This is a genomic window from Pseudomonas viciae (assembly GCF_004786035.1).
GTDB lineage: Bacteria > Pseudomonadota > Gammaproteobacteria > Pseudomonadales > Pseudomonadaceae > Aquipseudomonas > Aquipseudomonas viciae.
Map to the genome: position 1 here is coordinate 4774562 of NZ_CP035088.1, position 16815 is coordinate 4791376.

The window sequence follows — 16815 nt, forward strand, 5'->3', positions numbered from 1 at the left end:
ACCATCAATTCCCCGGAAAATGCGGTCAACGTGAATGGAAAAGTCGTTCAGCTCGGTTAACATGCCCGCTATCCTTCCATTCCCAAAGGTCGTTCCGTGCCCGTTGGCCCTTCCCGTTCAGGCTCGTCACTGCTATTGGCGCTGATCATCAGCCCGCCAGTGCTGGCCGACGACTTGTTCGTGGACAGCCAAGCCCTGCCCCAAGTGCTGACGGCCACGCGCCTGAAGCAATCGCCGGCGGCGGTGCCGGGCAGCATGACCGTGCTGGACAGCGAATTGATCAAGGCCAGCGGCGCCCGGGACATCAGCGAACTGCTGCGCCTGGTGCCGGGCATGATGGTCGGCAACATCAGCGGCAACCAGGCCGCCGTGAATTACCACGGCACCAACGCCAGCGAAGCCCGCCGCATGCAAGTGCTGATCGACGGCCGCTCGGTGTACCGCGCCGGCCTGGCCACGGTGGACTGGAGCGATATCCCGGTCGCCATGGAAGACATCGAGCGGATCGAAGTCTTTCGCGGACCCAACACCGTCAGCTACGGCGCCAACGCGCTGATGGCAGTGGTCAACATCATCACCCGCGCTCCCGCCGACAGCCACGGCACCCGGCTGAAAATCACCCGGGGCCAGCGTGGTATCAGCGACTGGTACGCCAGCCAGGGCAGCGGCTGGGAGAACGGCGACCTGCGACTTTCGCTGTCCGGCCAGGAAGACGATGGCTTTGACAGCAACCGTAACGGCGCCGATTACCGCGACAGCCGTCGCTTGAACCGCTTCAACCTGTCCGTCAGCCAGGCATTGAACGAGCAGCAGAGCATCGATTGGCAATTGAACGCCAAGGACGGGACCAATCAGCGGCCCTACACCTACCACCCGGTGTTCGCCGGGATTACCGCCGCCGGCGACAATTCCGACGTTATCGCCAAGGACTACGCCGGTTCGCTGCGCTGGAACCTCGACCTGGACCCCAACCACAGCCTTTATGTCCAAGGCTCGATCCAGCACTGGGATCGTCAGCAGACCTGGCGTGCCTGCGATGCCGAGGTGTCCTTCAGCCCGCAACTGACCGACCTGTGGCAGCTCAACCCGTACTATGCCGAGAAGCTGGCGCGCAATATTCCCAGCTACCTCAGCAGCGGCGCGCCAGCCGGCACGCCACAGGAACAAGCGTTGGCCAACCAGGTGCTCGATCAATGGCGCAACGGCGCCTCGCAAACCCTGTGCGGCGATATCGACCAGAGCGCCCGGGAGTCGCGCTACGACCTGGAGATCCAGGACACCCTGAGCCTGTCCGACAGCCTGCGCCTGGTCACCGGGGCGAACTACCGGTACGACCGGGCCGACTCCGAAACCTATTTCAACGGCACCCTGGACGACACCACCTGGCGGCTGTTCGGCCAGTTCGAATGGCGGGCCACCGAGCACTGGCTGTTGCAGGGCGGAGCGATGTTCGAAGACACCCAACTGACCGGCAGCTCACTGACCCCGCGAGTGGCGGTCAACTACCTGATCACCCCGCGCCATGGCCTGCGGGCGGTGTATTCCGAAGCCGTGCGCTCGCCGGACATGTTCGAGAACAACGTCAACTGGAGCTATCAGGTCACCAACCTGCAGCCCACCGCCTTCGGCCAGAGCAGCGCCCGTTACTTCGTCCGGACCCGTGGCCCGGGGAACCTGGAACAGGAGCACATGCGCTCCCGGGAACTGGGCTACAACGGTTACTTCATGGACCTGGGCCTGACGGTCGATGTGAAGCTGTTCCATGACGAAATCACCGGCATGATCAGCGAACCGCTGCGCAATAATCAGTACATCGCCAGCAACAGCAACCAATCGCAGTTCTCCGGGGCCGAAACCCAGCTCGACTGGCGCCTGACCAGCGCCGACCGCCTGCGCCTGACCTACGCCTATGTCGATGCCCAGGCCAGCAACCCCCTCGACGAACAACTGACCGCCCGCAACAGCGGTTCGGCCGGCTGGCTGCGGAACTGGGGCCAGGGTTGGAACAGTGCGGTCTTCTATTACGCCGCCGATGCCCTCAACGGTTATCGCTTCGAACGGCTCGACACTCGGCTGGCCCGGCGCATCCCATTGGGCAAGGCTAGCCTGGAACTGGCGGGCGTCCTGCAACAGCGCCTGGACAATCAACCGACCACGTTCGTCGACAACCGCTACGACTCCCGTCACGTCCTGTATTTCAGCGCAGAGTTGTCCTTCTAGATGTCCCGGGGCCCATCACGCAAGACGCCATTTCATGGCCGCCTGTCGCTGGCGCTATGCCTGGTGTTTGCAGGGTTGCTGGCGACGATCGAGGCCCGCGCCGCCGAAATACTGCTGACCGGCGCCGAGGACAGCCCCGGCGTGCAGTCCTTCACCCAGGCCCTCAAAGCCCTGCGCCCCGAGGACAATGTGCGGTTCACCCCACTGTCCGGCTTGCCAGCGCCGGACAAATTGCCAGGCAATGTCCGTCTGGTCTTGCTCGACCTGCCCAGCCTCGACTGGCGCCTGCAGAAAACCCACGGACCGGCCACTCTGGTGCTGCGCATCAGTCGCCAGCAAGCCCGGGATCGCTTGGGCGAGGTCACGCCCGAGCACCTGAGCCTGCTCTGGAGCGACCCGCCCATGGCGCGCCAGTTGCGGCTGATCCGCACGGTCCTGCCGCAGGTGCGCCGGGTTGGCGTACTGTTCGACGGACACAGCGAGTTCTTGCTCAAGGACCTGCGCCAGGCCGCCCTGCCCCTGGGCCTGGAGATCGTGGCCGAACGCTGGGACGACACCAGCGACAGCCGCCCCTTGCAAAACCTGCTGGGCCAGAGCGATGTGCTGCTGGGCCTCGACGATCCCGACCTGTACAACCCCAAGACCGTGAAAAACCTCTTGCTCAGCAGCTACGCCCGGCAACGTGCGCTGATCGGGCCGAGCGCCGCCTTCGTCAAGGCCGGTAGCCTGGCCAGCACCTACAGCGACCAGGACGACTGGCTGGCGATCCTCGACGATCTGCTCGACCGCCCCGCCGCAACTTGGCCGCGCACCCTGTATCCGGCCCGTTTCAAAGTCCTGAGCAACCGACAGGTCACCCGTTCACTGGGGATCGAACCGATTGACGCCGAATCCGTCGCTGCGACGTTGGCCGAAGGAGAGCACCGCCCATGACCTTGCGTCGCCGTTGGGACATCAATACCCGCACCCAGCTCATCGCCCTCGGCCCGGCGCTGCTGCTGACCGTGCTGTTGATCAGCTTTTTCACCTTCGTGCGAATCCAGGACCTGCGCCAGGAACTCAATCACACCGGGCAACTGATCGCCAACCAACTGGCCCCCGCCACGGAATACGGAGTGATTTCCGGCAACAAGGAGGTGCTGGAAAGCCTGCTCGCCGCCACCCTGGCGACCCCCCACGTGCGTTTCCTGGAGATTCAGGACAGCACGGACAAGGTGCTGGTGTACGTCGAGCAGTCCGAGCAAACCCACGAGCGCACTCAGCAGGTAGAAGTGTTCCAGGCCCCGGTTCGCCTGCAACGTATTGCCCTGAACAATGATTTCCTGCAAGGCAACAGCACTTCAACCGAGGCGTCCGGCGAGGATTACCTGGGGCGGGTGATCGTCGGCATGTCCAGTGACGCCTTCAGCCAGCGCCAGCAGGAAATCCTGCTCAAGGCCGCCATCCTCGCGCTGTTCGCCCTGTTGTTCACCTTCCTGGTAGCGCGGCGCCTGGCAGCGAACCTGTCCCGACCGATCCGCGACATCGGCAACGCGGTCAAGGCGATCCAGCAAGGCGACTACAGCACGCCGCTGCCCATCGTTGACGACGGTGAACTGGGCGCCTTGTCACGGCATATCAACAACCTGGCCGACGGACTGGAGCAAGCCAGCCGGGAACAACACCAGGCCATGGCGCAACTGATCAAGACCCGGGAAGAAGCGGAAAAGGCCAACAGCGCCAAATCCGAGTTCCTGGCGATGATGAGCCATGAACTGCGCACGCCCATGAACGGCGTACTGGGCATGCTGCAACTGCTGGAAACCACCCGCATGACCGACGAGCAGCACGAGTACACGGCGCTGGCTTCCGAATCCACTGAACACCTGTTGAAGGTGATCAACGACATCCTCGACTTCTCGCGCATCGAGCGTTCGGCCCTGGAACTGGAACACATCCCGTTCAATCTGGCGGAACTGGTGGGCAGTTGCGCCCAGTCGTTCCAGCACAGCGCCGCACAACGCAAACTGGGCCTGGACCTGCAGATCCCCGACGACATGCAGGCCTTGCAGGTCCAAGGCGATCCGACGCGGATCCGGCAGATCCTGGTGAACCTGATCGGCAACGCGCTGAAATTCACCGAGCAAGGCCGTATCACCGTGCAGTGCCAGTGGCAGGCCCTGGATCACGAACTGCTGTGGTTCACCTGCACAGTACGTGACAGCGGAATTGGCATTCCGGCCGAGAGCCTGGAGCGCATGTTCGATGCGTTCCAGCAAGCCGACAGTTCGATTTCGCGGCGTTACGGCGGCACTGGCCTGGGCCTGCCGATCGCCCGCACCCTGGCCGAGCGTATGGGCGGCACGCTGCGGGCCCAGAGTGCAGAGGGCCAGGGTTCTGTGTTCACCCTCGAAGTGCCGCTGGCCCGGTCGCGACAGACCCCGCCGCCCCTGGTGCCACGACTGCCCAGCGGCAACGGCAATGGTGAAGGCCGCAACGTGTTGTTGGTGGAGGACAACCCGGTGAATCAGACGGTGATCGAAGCCATGCTGCGCAGCCTGGGCTTCACGGTGAGCGTCGCCGCCGATGGCGCTCAGGCCGTACGCAGCGCCGAAAGCCTGATTTTCGAAGCGATTCTCATGGATTGCCGGCTGCCCATCGTCGATGGCTACGAAGCCACCCGACAGATCCGCCAACTGCCCGGCTGCGGCGACGTGCCGATCATCGCCCTGACCGCCAATGCCTTGCAGGGCGACCGCGAAGCCTGCCTGGCGGCGGGCATGAACGATTACCTGGCCAAGCCGTTCAAAAGAGTTGACCTGCAGCAAATTCTGCAACGCTGGGTGCATTAGTGGCCGGTGTGACTGGCGTGAAAGGCGAAAGTGCGGCAGTCTTAGGCACCCGAACAGGCCCCGATTGGGGCTTGAATAAAAATTTCAGTGCACAGGTGTACATTCATTTCCCGTGTGCTGTGACTTTCACTACAACGCAATAGTCTATGAGTAAGCTGTCGATTCGAGGCGTGAACGCTTCGATCGGCCGGGAAGATTTGCCCCACCCTGCCGCATGGGACTATTGAGGAGCTCGCATGACCAAACAAAACGCCTTTACTCGGGAAGACCTGCTGCGCTGCAGTCGCGGTGAGCTGTTCGGCCCAGGTAACGCGCAACTGCCCGCCCCGAACATGCTTATGGTGGATCGCATCACCCATATCAGCGAAGAGGGTGGCAAGTACGGCAAAGGTGAATTGGTCGCCGAGCTGGATATCACTCCGGACCTGTGGTTCTTCGCCTGCCATTTCGAAGGTGATCCGGTGATGCCGGGCTGCCTGGGCCTGGATGCCATGTGGCAGCTGGTCGGTTTCTTCCTCGGCTGGCAAGGCCTGCCGGGTCGCGGTCGCGCCCTGGGTTCGGGCGAAGTGAAATTCTTTGGTCAGGTCCTGCCGACCGCCAAGAAAATCACCTATAACATTCATATCAAACGCGTCCTCAAGGGCAAGCTGAACATGGCCATTGCCGATGGTTCGGTTGCCGTGGACGGTCGCGAAATCTACACCGCCGAAGGCCTTCGGGTCGGCGTTTTCACCTCCACTGACAACTTCTAAGGGTTATCCGCATGCGCCGCGTCGTTATCACTGGTCTGGGCATCGTTTCGTGCCTGGGCAATGACAAAGAGACCGTCTCCGCTAACCTGCGTGCAAGTCGCCCTGGCATCCGGTTCAACCCGGAATATGCCGAAATGGGTCTGCGTAGCCAGGTTTCCGGCTCCATTGACCTCAACCTCGAAGAGCTGATCGATCGCAAGATCTATCGTTTCGTTGGCCATGCGGCGGCTTACGCCTACCTGGCCATGAAGGACGCCATCGCTGACTCCGGCCTGACCGAAGAGCAAGTGTCCAACCCGCGCACCGGCCTGATCGCCGGCTCCGGCGGCGCCTCCACCTTGAACCAGATGGAAGCGCTGGACATCCTGCGCGAAAAAGGCGTCAAGCGTGTCGGCCCGTACCGCGTCACGCGGACCATGGGCAGCACCGTTTCGGCCTGCCTGGCCACGCCGTTCAAGATCAAAGGTCTGAACTACTCCATCTCCTCTGCCTGCGCCACCAGTGCTCACTGCATCGGTAACGCGGTCGAGCAGATCCAGATGGGCAAGCAGGACATCGTGTTCGCCGGCGGCGGTGAAGAAGAACATTGGAGCCAGTCGTTCCTGTTCGACGCCATGGGCGCCCTGTCCAGCAAGCGCAACGACACACCGGAAAAAGCTTCCCGCGCCTACGATGCCGACCGTGACGGTTTCGTCATCGCCGGCGGTGGCGGTATGGTCGTGGTGGAGGAGCTGGAACACGCCCTGGCACGTGGTGCCAAAATCTACGCGGAAATCGTCGGCTACGGCGCCACTTCCGACGGCTACGACATGGTCGCACCAAGCGGTGAAGGCGCCGTACGTTGCATGCAAATGGCCATGTCCACCGTTGATGCACCGATCGACTACCTGAACACCCACGGCACCTCGACTCCGGTCGGCGACGTCGCGGAAATGAAAGGTGTGCGCGAAGTGTTCGGCGACAAGGCCCCTGCCATCAGCTCCACCAAGAGTCTGTCGGGTCACTCCCTGGGCGCCGCTGGCGTTCACGAAGCGATCTACTGCCTGCTGATGATGGAAGGCAACTTCATGGCCGGTTCGGCCAACATCGACGAACTGGATCCGGAAGTGGCCGACCTGCCAATCCTGACCAAGACTCGCGAAAATGCCACCATCAACACCGTGATGAGCAACAGCTTCGGCTTCGGCGGCACCAACGCCACCCTGGTATTGAAGCGCTGGCAGGGCAAGTAAGCCCCGCCGCTAACGCCACACAAAAAAACGCCCCGACTGGTTCGGGGCGTTTTTTTGCCTGGCAAATACACCTGAGTTCATTGTGGGAGCGGGCTTGCTCGCTCCCACATGAGGTCTACAGTGGGTGGAATTCAGCGCACGACAAACCGCTGCTGCGTCAGCAACCGATCACCCTGGAACACCATGAACCGCCACTCCCCCGGCACCACTTCGTGGCTTTCGGTGAATTCGTAGGCCATGACATCCTGGGGAGCGCCGGGCACCAGTTTCTGGATGACTTCGAATTTATCGTGGCGCACGCCATCTGGGGTGCGGATGCCAGGTGTGAAGTACAACAGGGTCAACGGCTGGTCATCTGCGACCTTGCCCGCCAACTGGTAGCGCATGCCGAACTTGGTGCCCAGCTTGGCCGGTACGCTTTCGGTCTGGCGGATCTGCTCGTTGCTGCGACGCAGGACCCGCTCCCCCGATTGCAGCTCGGCTTGCGGCCCTTGGAAGACGCCATACTCCACCGGGCCTTCGACACGGACTTCTGCCTGGGCCAGGCCGCAGGTCAACAACAGCGCGACCAGTGCGCTTGAACGGGTGAGGTGCATAGTGCGCTCCTTGATTGAGATGAGCGCGAGGGTATGACGTGGGGGTGACAGGCTGATGACACAACGGTGTTGGCCATGCCACCAATAGCCCGCAGACATGGTTGACCTGTGGCGAGGGAGCTTGCTCCCGCTGGGCTACGCAGTAGCCCCAAGGCCTTGACGACTGCTGCGCAGTCGAGCGGGAGCAAGCTCCCTCGCCACAATGTCTTTCCTATCTCGGGACAGTGCGAGGCAACACCGCCAGGAAATTATCCCGTGCAACCTTGCGCGCCACCTCTTCCGGCAAGGCATCGAGGAACGGATCGAAGCCGTGCAATTCCTTACCGAGCTTGTTGAATCGCCCAACCACATCCGACCCGACCATAAAGCGCTCCGGGAAGCGCTCCACCAGTTTTACCCACGCCTCGCGAGGCTTGCCCGCCTCGTCCAGCAGATACGGCGTGAGCACACTCCAGGACAGGTCTATGTACAAATTGGGATAGGACTCGAGCATGCGGGTCAGGGTCGGCAAGAGAAAATCCAGCTGGGTCTGGTGGCGATGGATTTCCATACTGGTGCCGGCGTGGGCCCAGATGAAGCGCGTGTGCGGGTGATTGCGCAACGGCTCTTCGATTTCGGCCAGGTACAGCGGATTTTTCTCACGCTTGGAGGTGATGTTGGAATGCAGTATCACCGGCAGGTCGTTCTCGGCCGCCAAATGATAGATCCGCGTCATCGCTTCGTTGTTGGCCCGCGGGGTGTCGCCCGAGGTCAGCGCCGTGAGGTCGTCATGGCGGGTGAACACCTCGCCGATGCCTTGCCACAGCCCCGGGTACAGATCGAGCATGCGCTGGATATGCGCGGCGGAGTTCTTGTCGTTGGGGTTGAAGCCCGACAGGAAGGGATGGAAGTGCTGGCGTTGTTCAGCGGTCAATTTGCTCACCGCCGCCGCGACAATCACGTCGGTGGCGCTGTACCAATAGGCGTCCGCATCGTCACCGGCGTAATAACGTGGGCGCTTGGGCTCATCCTCATGCCATTTCTTGGCGACCGGAACGCCGGAAATCATCACATGTTCAACGCGATTGTCCGCCATCGCCTTGAGCAGCTTGGGCATGCCGGCGGTTTCCTGGAAAAAATCGACGTAATGCAGGTGCGCATCGCTGTAGGCATATTCGCGGGCCATGGCGCCGCTGCCGGAAACAACCAGCAGCCAGGCAACGATCAGGCGGGTCAGGGGCACGGGCAGTCTCCAAAGGCCATAAGCAGCGTAGACCCCGCCCGTCCCGCCTGGGTTCAAGCGGCATGTGCCGCGGCTGGCGACGACGGGTTATGCTTTGCCCATTCGCCGTTCACCCTGGAAGACACCATGACCACGCCCCTGACCGTTCGCCCCCGCGCCGAAGACGTCGAAGGCCAGCCGATTCTTCGCCCATTGCCGTCCGCCAAGTGCCGCAGCGTCGGACCTTTCGTGTTTTTCGACCACATGCTGAAAACGGCCTACCCAGCCGGTAAAGGCATGAACATCCGCCAGCATCCCCACATCGGCCTGTCCACCCTCACCTACCTGTTCGAAGGCAAGCTCCAGCACAAGGACAGCCTGGGTTCCGACCAGATGGTGGCTGCCGGGGACGTCAGTTGGATGACCGCCGGCAGCGCCATTACCCATGTCGAGCGTACGCCCGAGTCACTGCTGGGCAGCGACTTCGTCATGCATGGGTTGCAAGTCTGGCTGGCCTCGCCCAAATCCCACGAACAGGGTCCAGGGCATTACAGCCATCATCCGGCACACAGCCTGCCGGTGAGCGAGAACCTGGGTGTGAGCATCCGCATGATCGCCGGGTCTGGCTTTTGCCTGGAATCGCCGGTTCCGGTGCTGTCTCCTACGCTTTATGCCGAATTGAATCTGCAAACCGCGACGACGTTGCTGATTCCCACCGAACATGAAGAGCGAGCGCTGTATGTACTGAGCGGTGAGGCACAACTGGAAGGTGAACCGCTGGAACCCCACGCGCTGGTGATACTGCCGGCCGGGGAAGAACTGACACTGTGTGCCGACAGTGATTGTCATGCCGTGCTGTTCGGCGGTGCGCCGTTGGATGGACCGCGACGGATCAACTGGAATTTCGTCTCCAGCGACCCGGCCCGGATCGATGAAGCCCGTCGACGCTGGGCGGCTGGGGACTGGCCGACCGTGCCAGGGGAAAGTGAGCGGATCGAGTTGCCCTGAGTTGAGAGTTGTCCCGGCCGCCCCCTTCGCGAGCAAGCCCGCTCCCACAGTGGATCGTGTCGTTCACAGATGTTGTGCTCGCCAGAGATCAAATGTGGGAGCGGGCTTGCTCGCGAAGGGGCCAACCCAGACACCGAAAACACTTAGCCCAAAAGCCAGACTCAGTCCTTGAACACCTCACCCAACAAATTATGCATCGACCTGAACGCTCGCCCGGCCACCTTGGCGTTGTACATCATCTTGCCCGGCACGTTGGCCTGTGGATCGGTGAACGAATGCACCGCGCCGCCGTAGCTCAGCAGTTGCCAATCCACCCCGGCAGCGTTCATTTCGTCTTCGAAGGCCGGCAGTTGCTCTTTCGGCACCAACGGATCGGAGGCGCCATGCATCACCAACACTGAACCCTTGATGTTCCGGGCATCCGCCGGGTTCGGTGTGTCCAGGGTGCCATGAAACGAGATCGCGGCTTTCAGCGGAGCGCCGGTACGAGCCAACTCCAGGGCACAGCAGCCACCGAAGCAGAAACCGAACGTGGCGAGGTTCGACGCATCGACCTGCGCATCGAGCTGATTCTGCAACTGCTCGAGCGCCGCCTGCATGCGTTTGCGCAACAGCGCCCGGTCGTTCTTGAGCGGCATCATCGCCGCCCCGGCCTCATCGGCATTGCTCGGGCGCACAGCCTGGCCGTACAGGTCGGCAATCAACACGACATAACCGTTGGCCGCCACTGACTTGGCGATCTCCTCGGCCCCCACCCCTACGCCCATCCAATTGGGCGCCATCAGCAAACCCGGACGCGAACCCTGCTGGCTAATATCAAAGGCCAGCCGGCCTTCATAGGTTTGGCCATCAATCTGATAGACCAGCGAACGAACCGTAACCTGACTCATGACGGACTCCTCTTGAACCGAACACCAGAAATGAAAAAACCCGCCGAAGCGGGTTTTTCCTGCACTTGATTAAGCTGACAGTTCAACCAACAGCTTGTTCAGGCGGCGAACATACGCCGCCGGGTCTTTCAGGCTGTCGCCGGCCGCCAGGGCCGCCTGGTCGAACAGGATGTGCGACAGATCGCCGAAACGCTCTTCGCTCTGCTCGTTGTCGAGTTTTTCCACCAGCGGGTGAGCCGGGTTGAATTCGAAGATCGGCTTGGAGTCCGGGACTTTCTGGCCACTGGCTTCGAGGATCTGGCGCATCTGCAGGCCGAGGTCCTGCTCACCGATGGCCAGGATCGCCGGGGAGTCGGTCAGGCGGTGCGAGACCCGCACTTCGCTGACGGCATCGCCCAGGGCCGTCTTGATCCGCTCAACCAGGCCTTCCTTACTCTTGGCGACTTCTTCAGCGGCTTTCTTGTCTTCTTCCGAATCCAGGTTACCGAGGTCCAGGTCACCACGCGCCACGTCGACAAAGCTCTTGCCGTCGAACTCGTTGAGGTAGCTCATCAGCCACTCGTCGATGCGGTCGGTCAGCAGCAGCACTTCGATGCCTTTCTTGCGGAAGACTTCCAGGTGCGGGCTGTTCTTGACCTGTGCATAAGTTTCACCGGTCAGGTAGTAGATCTTGTCCTGACCTTCCTTGGCGCGGCCCAGATAATCAGCCAGACCCACAACTTGCTCGCCATCGTCACCCTGGGTCGACGCAAAGCGCAGCAGGCCGGCGATTTTCTCTTTGTTGGCGAAGTCCTCGGCCGGACCTTCTTTCATTACCTGGCCGAAATTCTTCCAGAAGCTCTTGTACTGATCCGGCTCGTTCTTCGCCAGTTTTTCCAGCATGTCCAATACACGCTTGGTCAGCGCCGACTTCATGGAGTCGATGATCGGGTCTTTCTGCAGGATTTCCCGCGAAACGTTCAGGGACAGGTCGTTGGAGTCGACCACACCCTTGATGAAGCGCAGATACAGCGGCAGGAACGACTCAGCCTGGTCCATCACGAACACGCGCTGCACGTACAGTTTCAGGCCGCGTGGCGCTTCGCGCTGGTACAGGTCGAACGGTGCACGGGCCGGCACGTACAACAGCGAGTTGTATTCCAGCTTGCCTTCGACCTTGTTATGGCTCCAGCTCAGCGGGTTCTCGTAGTCGTGGGCGATGTGCTTGTAGAACTCCTGGTATTCCTCGTCCTTTACTTCGGTGCGTGGACGGGTCCACAAGGCACTGGCGCGGTTGACGGTTTCCCATTCCACTTCCGGCTTTTCTTCGCCTTCGGCAGCGCTGACTTCCTTCGGCAGCTCGATCGGCAGCGCGATGTGGTCGGAGTACTTCTTGATGATGTTGCGCAGGCGCCAGCCATCGGCGAACTCGTCTTCACCGGACTTGAGGTGCAGCACGATGCGGGTACCGCGATCAGCCTTGTCGACGGTAGCGACTTCAAACTCGCCCTCGCCCTTGGACGACCAATGCACGCCTTCGCTCGCAGCGAGGCCGGCACGGCGGCTGAACACTTCGACCTGATCGGCAGCAATGAACGCGGAATAGAAACCAACGCCGAACTGACCGATCAGGTGGGAATCTTTCTTCTGGTCGCCGGAGAGGTTTTTCATGAAATCGGCGGTGCCGGACTTGGCGATGGTGCCCAAGTGCGTGATCACCTCTTCGCGGCTCATGCCGATGCCGTTGTCTTCGAGGGTGACGGTTTTCGCATCCTTGTCGAAGCTCACACGGATTTTCAGCTCAGCGCCGCCTTCCAGCAATTCTGGCTTGGACAGGGCTTCGAAACGTAATTTGTCGACAGCGTCAGAGGCGTTCGAGATCAGCTCGCGAAGGAAAATTTCCTTATTCGAATACAGCGAGTGAATCATCAGGTGCAGCAGTTGCTTCACCTCGGTCTGGAAGCCCAGGGTTTCCTTTTGAGTTTCCACGCTCATGGTCATCAAACTCCAAGTGGATGGTGGTGTCCGCCTCGCTGAGATTGGCGGCGGGATGTCCTCAAGGTGGGGGCAGCGATGATGATTTCAAGGGCCAGCGGTTTTTGCGGGCTCCTGGATCTTGAAATGCGCCCGGGCGGTGGCAATGGGTTCGGCTTCGACGTCCTGCCAGGCGGTGATCGCAACGTTGGCCACCCGCCGGCCCTGGCGCCAGACCTGGCACTTGGCATAGGTGTCGCGAAACTGCCCGGCGCGCAGGTAATCCAGGGAGAAGTCGATGATTTTTGGCACGCCCGGCGCGCCCGTGGTGATCAGCAGATAAACGGCAGCCGACAGCTCCATGAAACCGGCAATGACCCCGCCATGGATCGCCGGCAATAAAGGATTACCAATGTTGTCCTTGTTGGCCGGCAGGCGAAACAGCAGCCCATCGCCCTGGCGTGAGCATTCCACGCCAATGAGTTGCGCATAGGGGATCGAGGCCAGCAGCAGCGCGTAGTCGCCTTGCTCGCAAGCTTGGCGCAGTTGTTCCTGGGTGATATCGCTCATGGCTTGTCCACCGCAGCCTGCGGGCCGCCTGTTTTGATGCCCCTGGCGTGCTGGCCCAGGCGCATGAAGGTGCCCACTACATGAGCAATGGGGTGCTCCGGGTCGTCCTGATAGGCGAAACCACGGCTGAAGATCACGTCCGGGGTGACTCGGTAGCATTGGGCGAAGCCGTAGACATCCTTGTGGGGTTCGGCAGCGTGCATGTAGTCGATGCGCAGGTCCAGGGTCGGACAAACCTCGAACTGCGGCAGCACACACAGGGTCGACATCCCGCAGGCGGTGTCCATCAGTGAGGTCAACGCGCCACCGTGAATAATGCCTGAGAGCGGGTTCCCGACGATCCGGGGGCTGTAAGGCAGGATCACGGTCAGCCCATCGCGACTGGCGCTGTGCAGTTTCAAGCCCAGTACCTGGCAATGCCTAAGTGCGGATAAAAAGCGTGTCGCACGCTCAAAAACGGGGTCTTCGGCCATTCGGTTAACGCTCCAGTGAGTGACGAGACCTGACAACAGGCGCGATCCACAAAGTTCCATCGCAGTGCAAAGTTATATATCTGTTACGTAACAGGAACTTAATCCGCGGGCCGGCGTTCAAAAGGCCAGTAGTTATTTCCATAAGGAGAAACACCCCATGCGTAAGACTTTTGCTATTGCCTTGATGTTGGCCGCCTCCCTCGGTCTCGCTGCCTGCGATAAAAAATCCGAGGACAAAGCTCAAGATGCCAACCAACACGCTGAGCAAGCTCAGCAAGACATGAACAAAGCACAGGATAAAGTGAACGACGCGGCGAAAGAAAACGCCGAAGCCGCCAAAGCTCAGGCTGAATCGAACGAAGCCGCTGCGAAGGAAGAAGCACCTGCTACCGCGCCTAAAACCAACTGATACGGTTTTAGTGACAAAAAGAAACCCGCCTGGTGCGGGTTTTCTTTTGCCTGGGATTTAGCTGATCGATCAGGCGGCCTCTTTACCAACCTCAGTCGCTGGCGCTTCCGTCGGGGTATAGACCATGACGTCGAGCACGTCGGAGTGAAACTCGCGCTGATACAACACAAACACCACACCCGCACTCATCAGCATGAATAACCAGGGGCTGACGAACCACGCCAACATGGTCATGCCGAAATAATAAGAACGCAGGCCGAAGTTGAACTGGTTGGCCGCCATGGAAATCACCCGCGCCGCCCTGAGTGCAAAGGCCTTGCGCTCCTGCTCCGAGACATGACGCTCGCCGATCATCGGCGCCGAACCGATCAGGACCGCCGCGAAGTTGTATTGGCGCATACACCAACTGAAGGTGAAAAACGCGTAGACAAACACCAGCGCCAGGCACAGCAACTTGACCTCCGCCATCCCCTGGGAAGCCTGCTGCACCATCGGCAGGTCCGCCAGCAACGACACCGCCCGATCAGACGCCCCGAGTACCGTCAGGATACCGGCCAGGATAATCAGCGTACTGGAGGCGAAAAATGACGCGTTGCGCTCCAGGTTACCGATCACGCTGGCATCGGCGATGCGGTTCTCGCGCAGCAGCATGCGCCGCATCCAGTCTTCGCGGTACAGGTGCATCACGCTGGCCAGGCAGGCGGTGTCGCGAGCCTTCCAGGTGGCATAACGGGTGTAGCCGCCCCAGCAGATGATGAACCAGGCGGCGGCAAGCAGATGGATCAGGTTGGCTTGGATGAATGACATTCGATTTCCTGTGTGACGAAAACAAAGCTGTGGCAACTTGCAATGGACCCTGTGGGAGCGGGCTTGCTCGCGAATGCGGTGTATCAGCTACAAATATGCCGTTTGACACACTGTATTCGCGAGCAAGCCCGCTCCCACAAGGTTTTGTGTAAGCTTTTCAAGACACTGCTTCGACGTTAGCCCACGGAAAAAGACACCGCACTCAAAAAAAATGCCCCGTATCGATTGATACGGGGCATTTCGGTTGTAACCGGTGGACCTGCCTGTAGCGGCTTAAGCCAAGGCTTCGCTGCGTTTGCCCAGCAGACGATCACACACCACGGCCACGGCCAGGGTCATCACCGAAGGCACCAGCCAGGCCAGGCCCTGCTCGCTCAGCGGCAAGTGGGCCAGTTGCGTCGGCATCCAATCCGCGAAACCGGCACCCTTGAGCGCATCGATCAGGCCAAACAGGAACGACACCAGCATCACCGGACCGACAATGCGCCCCTGTTCATGCCAGAAGTCCTTGCAGAAGCTCAAGGCCACCAGAGCGATGCATGGCGGGTAGATCGCGGTCAGGACCGGAATAGAGAAGGCAATCAGCTTGGTCAGGCCCAGATTGGACACCAGCAGCGAAAACGCCGCCAGGATCACCACCAGAGTCTTGTAGGACAGTGGCAGGACACGGCTGAAGTATTCGGCGCAGGCGCAAGTCAAGCCGACCGCGGTCACCAGGCATGCCAGGGAGATCAACACCGCGAGGAAACCACTGCCCAGGCTACCGAAGGTGTGTTGCACGTAAGCGTGCAGCACAGCGGCGCCGTTGGTCGCGCCCGTCGCTACTTCATGGCTGCCCGCCCCCAGGCGGAACAGGCTGATGTAGACCAAGGCCAAACCAACCCCGGCAATCAGCCCGGCAATGATGGCGTAGCGAGTGATCAAGGCTGGCGACTCGACGCCCCGGGAACGGATCGCGTTGACGATGACGATACCGAACACCAAAGCGCCCAGAGTATCCATGGTCAGGTAACCGTTGATGAAGCCTTGGGAGAACGGCGCCGCCACGTATTCAGGTGTCGCCACGCCGATATCGCCGGCGGGCAAGGCAAACGCGGCGATGCCCAGCACGGCCAGGGCGATGATCTTCAGCGGCGCTAGGAAGCGCCCGACGGTGTCCAGCAGGCGGCCCGGATAGAGCGAGATGAAGAACACCAGCAGGAAATACACCGCACTGTAGAGCAACAGCGCCAGCGGGCTTTCGCCGGTCAGTGGCGCCAGGCCGACTTCAAACGAAACGGTGGCGGTACGCGGCGTGGCAAACAACGGGCCGACCGCCAGGTAGCACACCGCTGCCAGCAAACCACCGGCGACCTTGCCGATGGGGCTGCTCAGGGCATCCATCGCGCCACCGACCTTGGCCAACGCAACGACGGTGATGACCGGCAGGCCGACTGCGGTGATCAGAAAGCCCAGCGCCGCCATCCAGACATGAGGCCCGGACTGCAAACCGACGATAGGCGGGAAAATGATATTGCCAGCCCCGACGAACAGGGCAAATGTCATGAAACCAAGCGCCAGGATGTCCTGGCCTTTCAACACTTTCATTAAGGAAACCACACTACTGAATCGGAATTTAGAGAGGGATTTCCCCGAGGGTAGAGGGAAATGCTGCCGATCCGTATGAGATCGACCCGTTTAGCGCGTCGCTTCCTTGTGGGCAGCGGTCGCAAAAATGGCTGCTAGCCTAACGAATTTAAGCGACAAACGCACTGTTAAGGGGCGAAGTATCCGATACGCGACATTTCCGTGTCGCGTTTACATATCTATTTTTCCGAGTGGAGTCCTGTGGCAAGGGGATTTATCTGTGGGAGCAAGGCTTGCCCGTGATGCA

Annotated in this window: 15 protein-coding genes; 7 read left to right on the forward strand and 8 right to left on the reverse strand. The window is 60.8% G+C overall.

What is annotated here, in order from left to right; translation table 11 throughout:
* The first annotated feature begins 96 nt into the window (after window positions 1-96).
* The 5 genes from EPZ47_RS20890 (at window position 97) to fabB (ending at window position 7035) form a co-directional block, all read left to right on the forward strand.
* Window positions 97-2220 carry a TonB-dependent receptor plug domain-containing protein gene (locus tag EPZ47_RS20890; protein WP_135846533.1) on the forward strand — a complete coding sequence of 708 codons (2124 nt, stop codon included), beginning with the start codon at window positions 97-99 and terminating at the stop codon, window positions 2218-2220.
* Window positions 2221-3153, forward strand: coding sequence for an ABC transporter substrate-binding protein (locus tag EPZ47_RS20895; RefSeq protein ID WP_135846534.1), 933 nt, complete (start codon window positions 2221-2223; stop codon window positions 3151-3153).
* Complete coding sequence (locus tag EPZ47_RS20900; RefSeq protein WP_135846535.1) at window positions 3150-5051, forward strand: ATP-binding protein; 1902 nt, start codon at window positions 3150-3152, stop codon at window positions 5049-5051. The genes EPZ47_RS20895 and EPZ47_RS20900 overlap by 4 nt, the downstream gene beginning before the upstream one ends.
* 236 nt (window positions 5052-5287) lie before the next feature.
* Window positions 5288-5803 (forward strand): 3-hydroxyacyl-[acyl-carrier-protein] dehydratase FabA, encoded by a 516-nt coding sequence (fabA, locus tag EPZ47_RS20905; protein ID WP_003204400.1) that lies wholly within the window; start codon window positions 5288-5290, stop codon window positions 5801-5803.
* Window positions 5804-5814: 11 nt separating this feature from the next.
* A complete protein-coding gene (fabB, locus tag EPZ47_RS20910; protein WP_135846536.1) occupies window positions 5815-7035 on the forward strand; it encodes a beta-ketoacyl-ACP synthase I in 1221 nt (406 codons plus the stop codon).
* A gap of 131 nt (window positions 7036-7166) precedes the next feature.
* Here the strand turns inward: fabB and EPZ47_RS20915 are convergent, their stop codons facing one another.
* Complete coding sequence (locus EPZ47_RS20915) at window positions 7167-7631, reverse strand: DUF3859 domain-containing protein (protein WP_135846537.1); 465 nt, start codon at window positions 7629-7631, stop codon at window positions 7167-7169.
* A gap of 211 nt (window positions 7632-7842) precedes the next feature.
* Window positions 7843-8859 (reverse strand): amidohydrolase family protein, encoded by a 1017-nt coding sequence (locus EPZ47_RS20920; protein WP_178084324.1) that lies wholly within the window; start codon window positions 8857-8859, stop codon window positions 7843-7845.
* Between the two features lie 120 nt (window positions 8860-8979).
* Between EPZ47_RS20920 and EPZ47_RS20925 the strand changes: the two genes are divergently transcribed.
* Complete coding sequence (locus EPZ47_RS20925) at window positions 8980-9840, forward strand: pirin family protein (RefSeq protein WP_135846539.1); 861 nt, start codon at window positions 8980-8982, stop codon at window positions 9838-9840.
* A 161-nt stretch (window positions 9841-10001) separates the two neighbouring features.
* On the opposite strand, the gene EPZ47_RS20930 is transcribed toward EPZ47_RS20925, so the two are convergent.
* The 4 genes from EPZ47_RS20930 to EPZ47_RS20945 all read right to left on the reverse strand — a co-directional run bounded on the left by EPZ47_RS20930 (window position 10002) and on the right by EPZ47_RS20945 (window position 13726).
* The gene (locus EPZ47_RS20930) at window positions 10002-10730 is read right to left on the reverse strand and encodes a dienelactone hydrolase family protein (protein ID WP_135846540.1); all 729 of its coding nucleotides are present in this window, start codon (window positions 10728-10730) and stop codon (window positions 10002-10004) included.
* A 69-nt stretch (window positions 10731-10799) separates the two neighbouring features.
* Window positions 10800-12704 (reverse strand): molecular chaperone HtpG, encoded by a 1905-nt coding sequence (gene htpG / locus EPZ47_RS20935; RefSeq protein ID WP_135846541.1) that lies wholly within the window; start codon window positions 12702-12704, stop codon window positions 10800-10802.
* An 87-nt stretch (window positions 12705-12791) separates the two neighbouring features.
* The gene (locus EPZ47_RS20940; protein WP_135846542.1) at window positions 12792-13253 is read right to left on the reverse strand and encodes a PaaI family thioesterase; all 462 of its coding nucleotides are present in this window, start codon (window positions 13251-13253) and stop codon (window positions 12792-12794) included.
* The gene (locus tag EPZ47_RS20945) at window positions 13250-13726 is read right to left on the reverse strand and encodes a PaaI family thioesterase (protein WP_135846543.1); all 477 of its coding nucleotides are present in this window, start codon (window positions 13724-13726) and stop codon (window positions 13250-13252) included. The genes EPZ47_RS20940 and EPZ47_RS20945 overlap by 4 nt, the downstream gene beginning before the upstream one ends.
* A gap of 157 nt (window positions 13727-13883) precedes the next feature.
* Between EPZ47_RS20945 and EPZ47_RS20950 the strand changes: the two genes are divergently transcribed.
* Window positions 13884-14135, forward strand: a complete 252-nt coding sequence (locus EPZ47_RS20950; protein WP_135846544.1) for a hypothetical protein — start codon at window positions 13884-13886, stop codon at window positions 14133-14135.
* A 69-nt stretch (window positions 14136-14204) separates the two neighbouring features.
* On the opposite strand, the gene EPZ47_RS20955 is transcribed toward EPZ47_RS20950, so the two are convergent.
* Window positions 14205-14942: a DUF599 domain-containing protein gene (locus EPZ47_RS20955; RefSeq protein WP_135846545.1), complete on the reverse strand. Its 738-nt coding sequence runs from the start codon at window positions 14940-14942 to the stop codon at window positions 14205-14207.
* A 273-nt stretch (window positions 14943-15215) separates the two neighbouring features.
* Window positions 15216-16529, reverse strand: coding sequence for a branched-chain amino acid transport system II carrier protein (brnQ, locus tag EPZ47_RS20960; RefSeq protein ID WP_135846546.1), 1314 nt, complete (start codon window positions 16527-16529; stop codon window positions 15216-15218).
* Window positions 16530-16815: the final 286 nt, after the last annotated feature.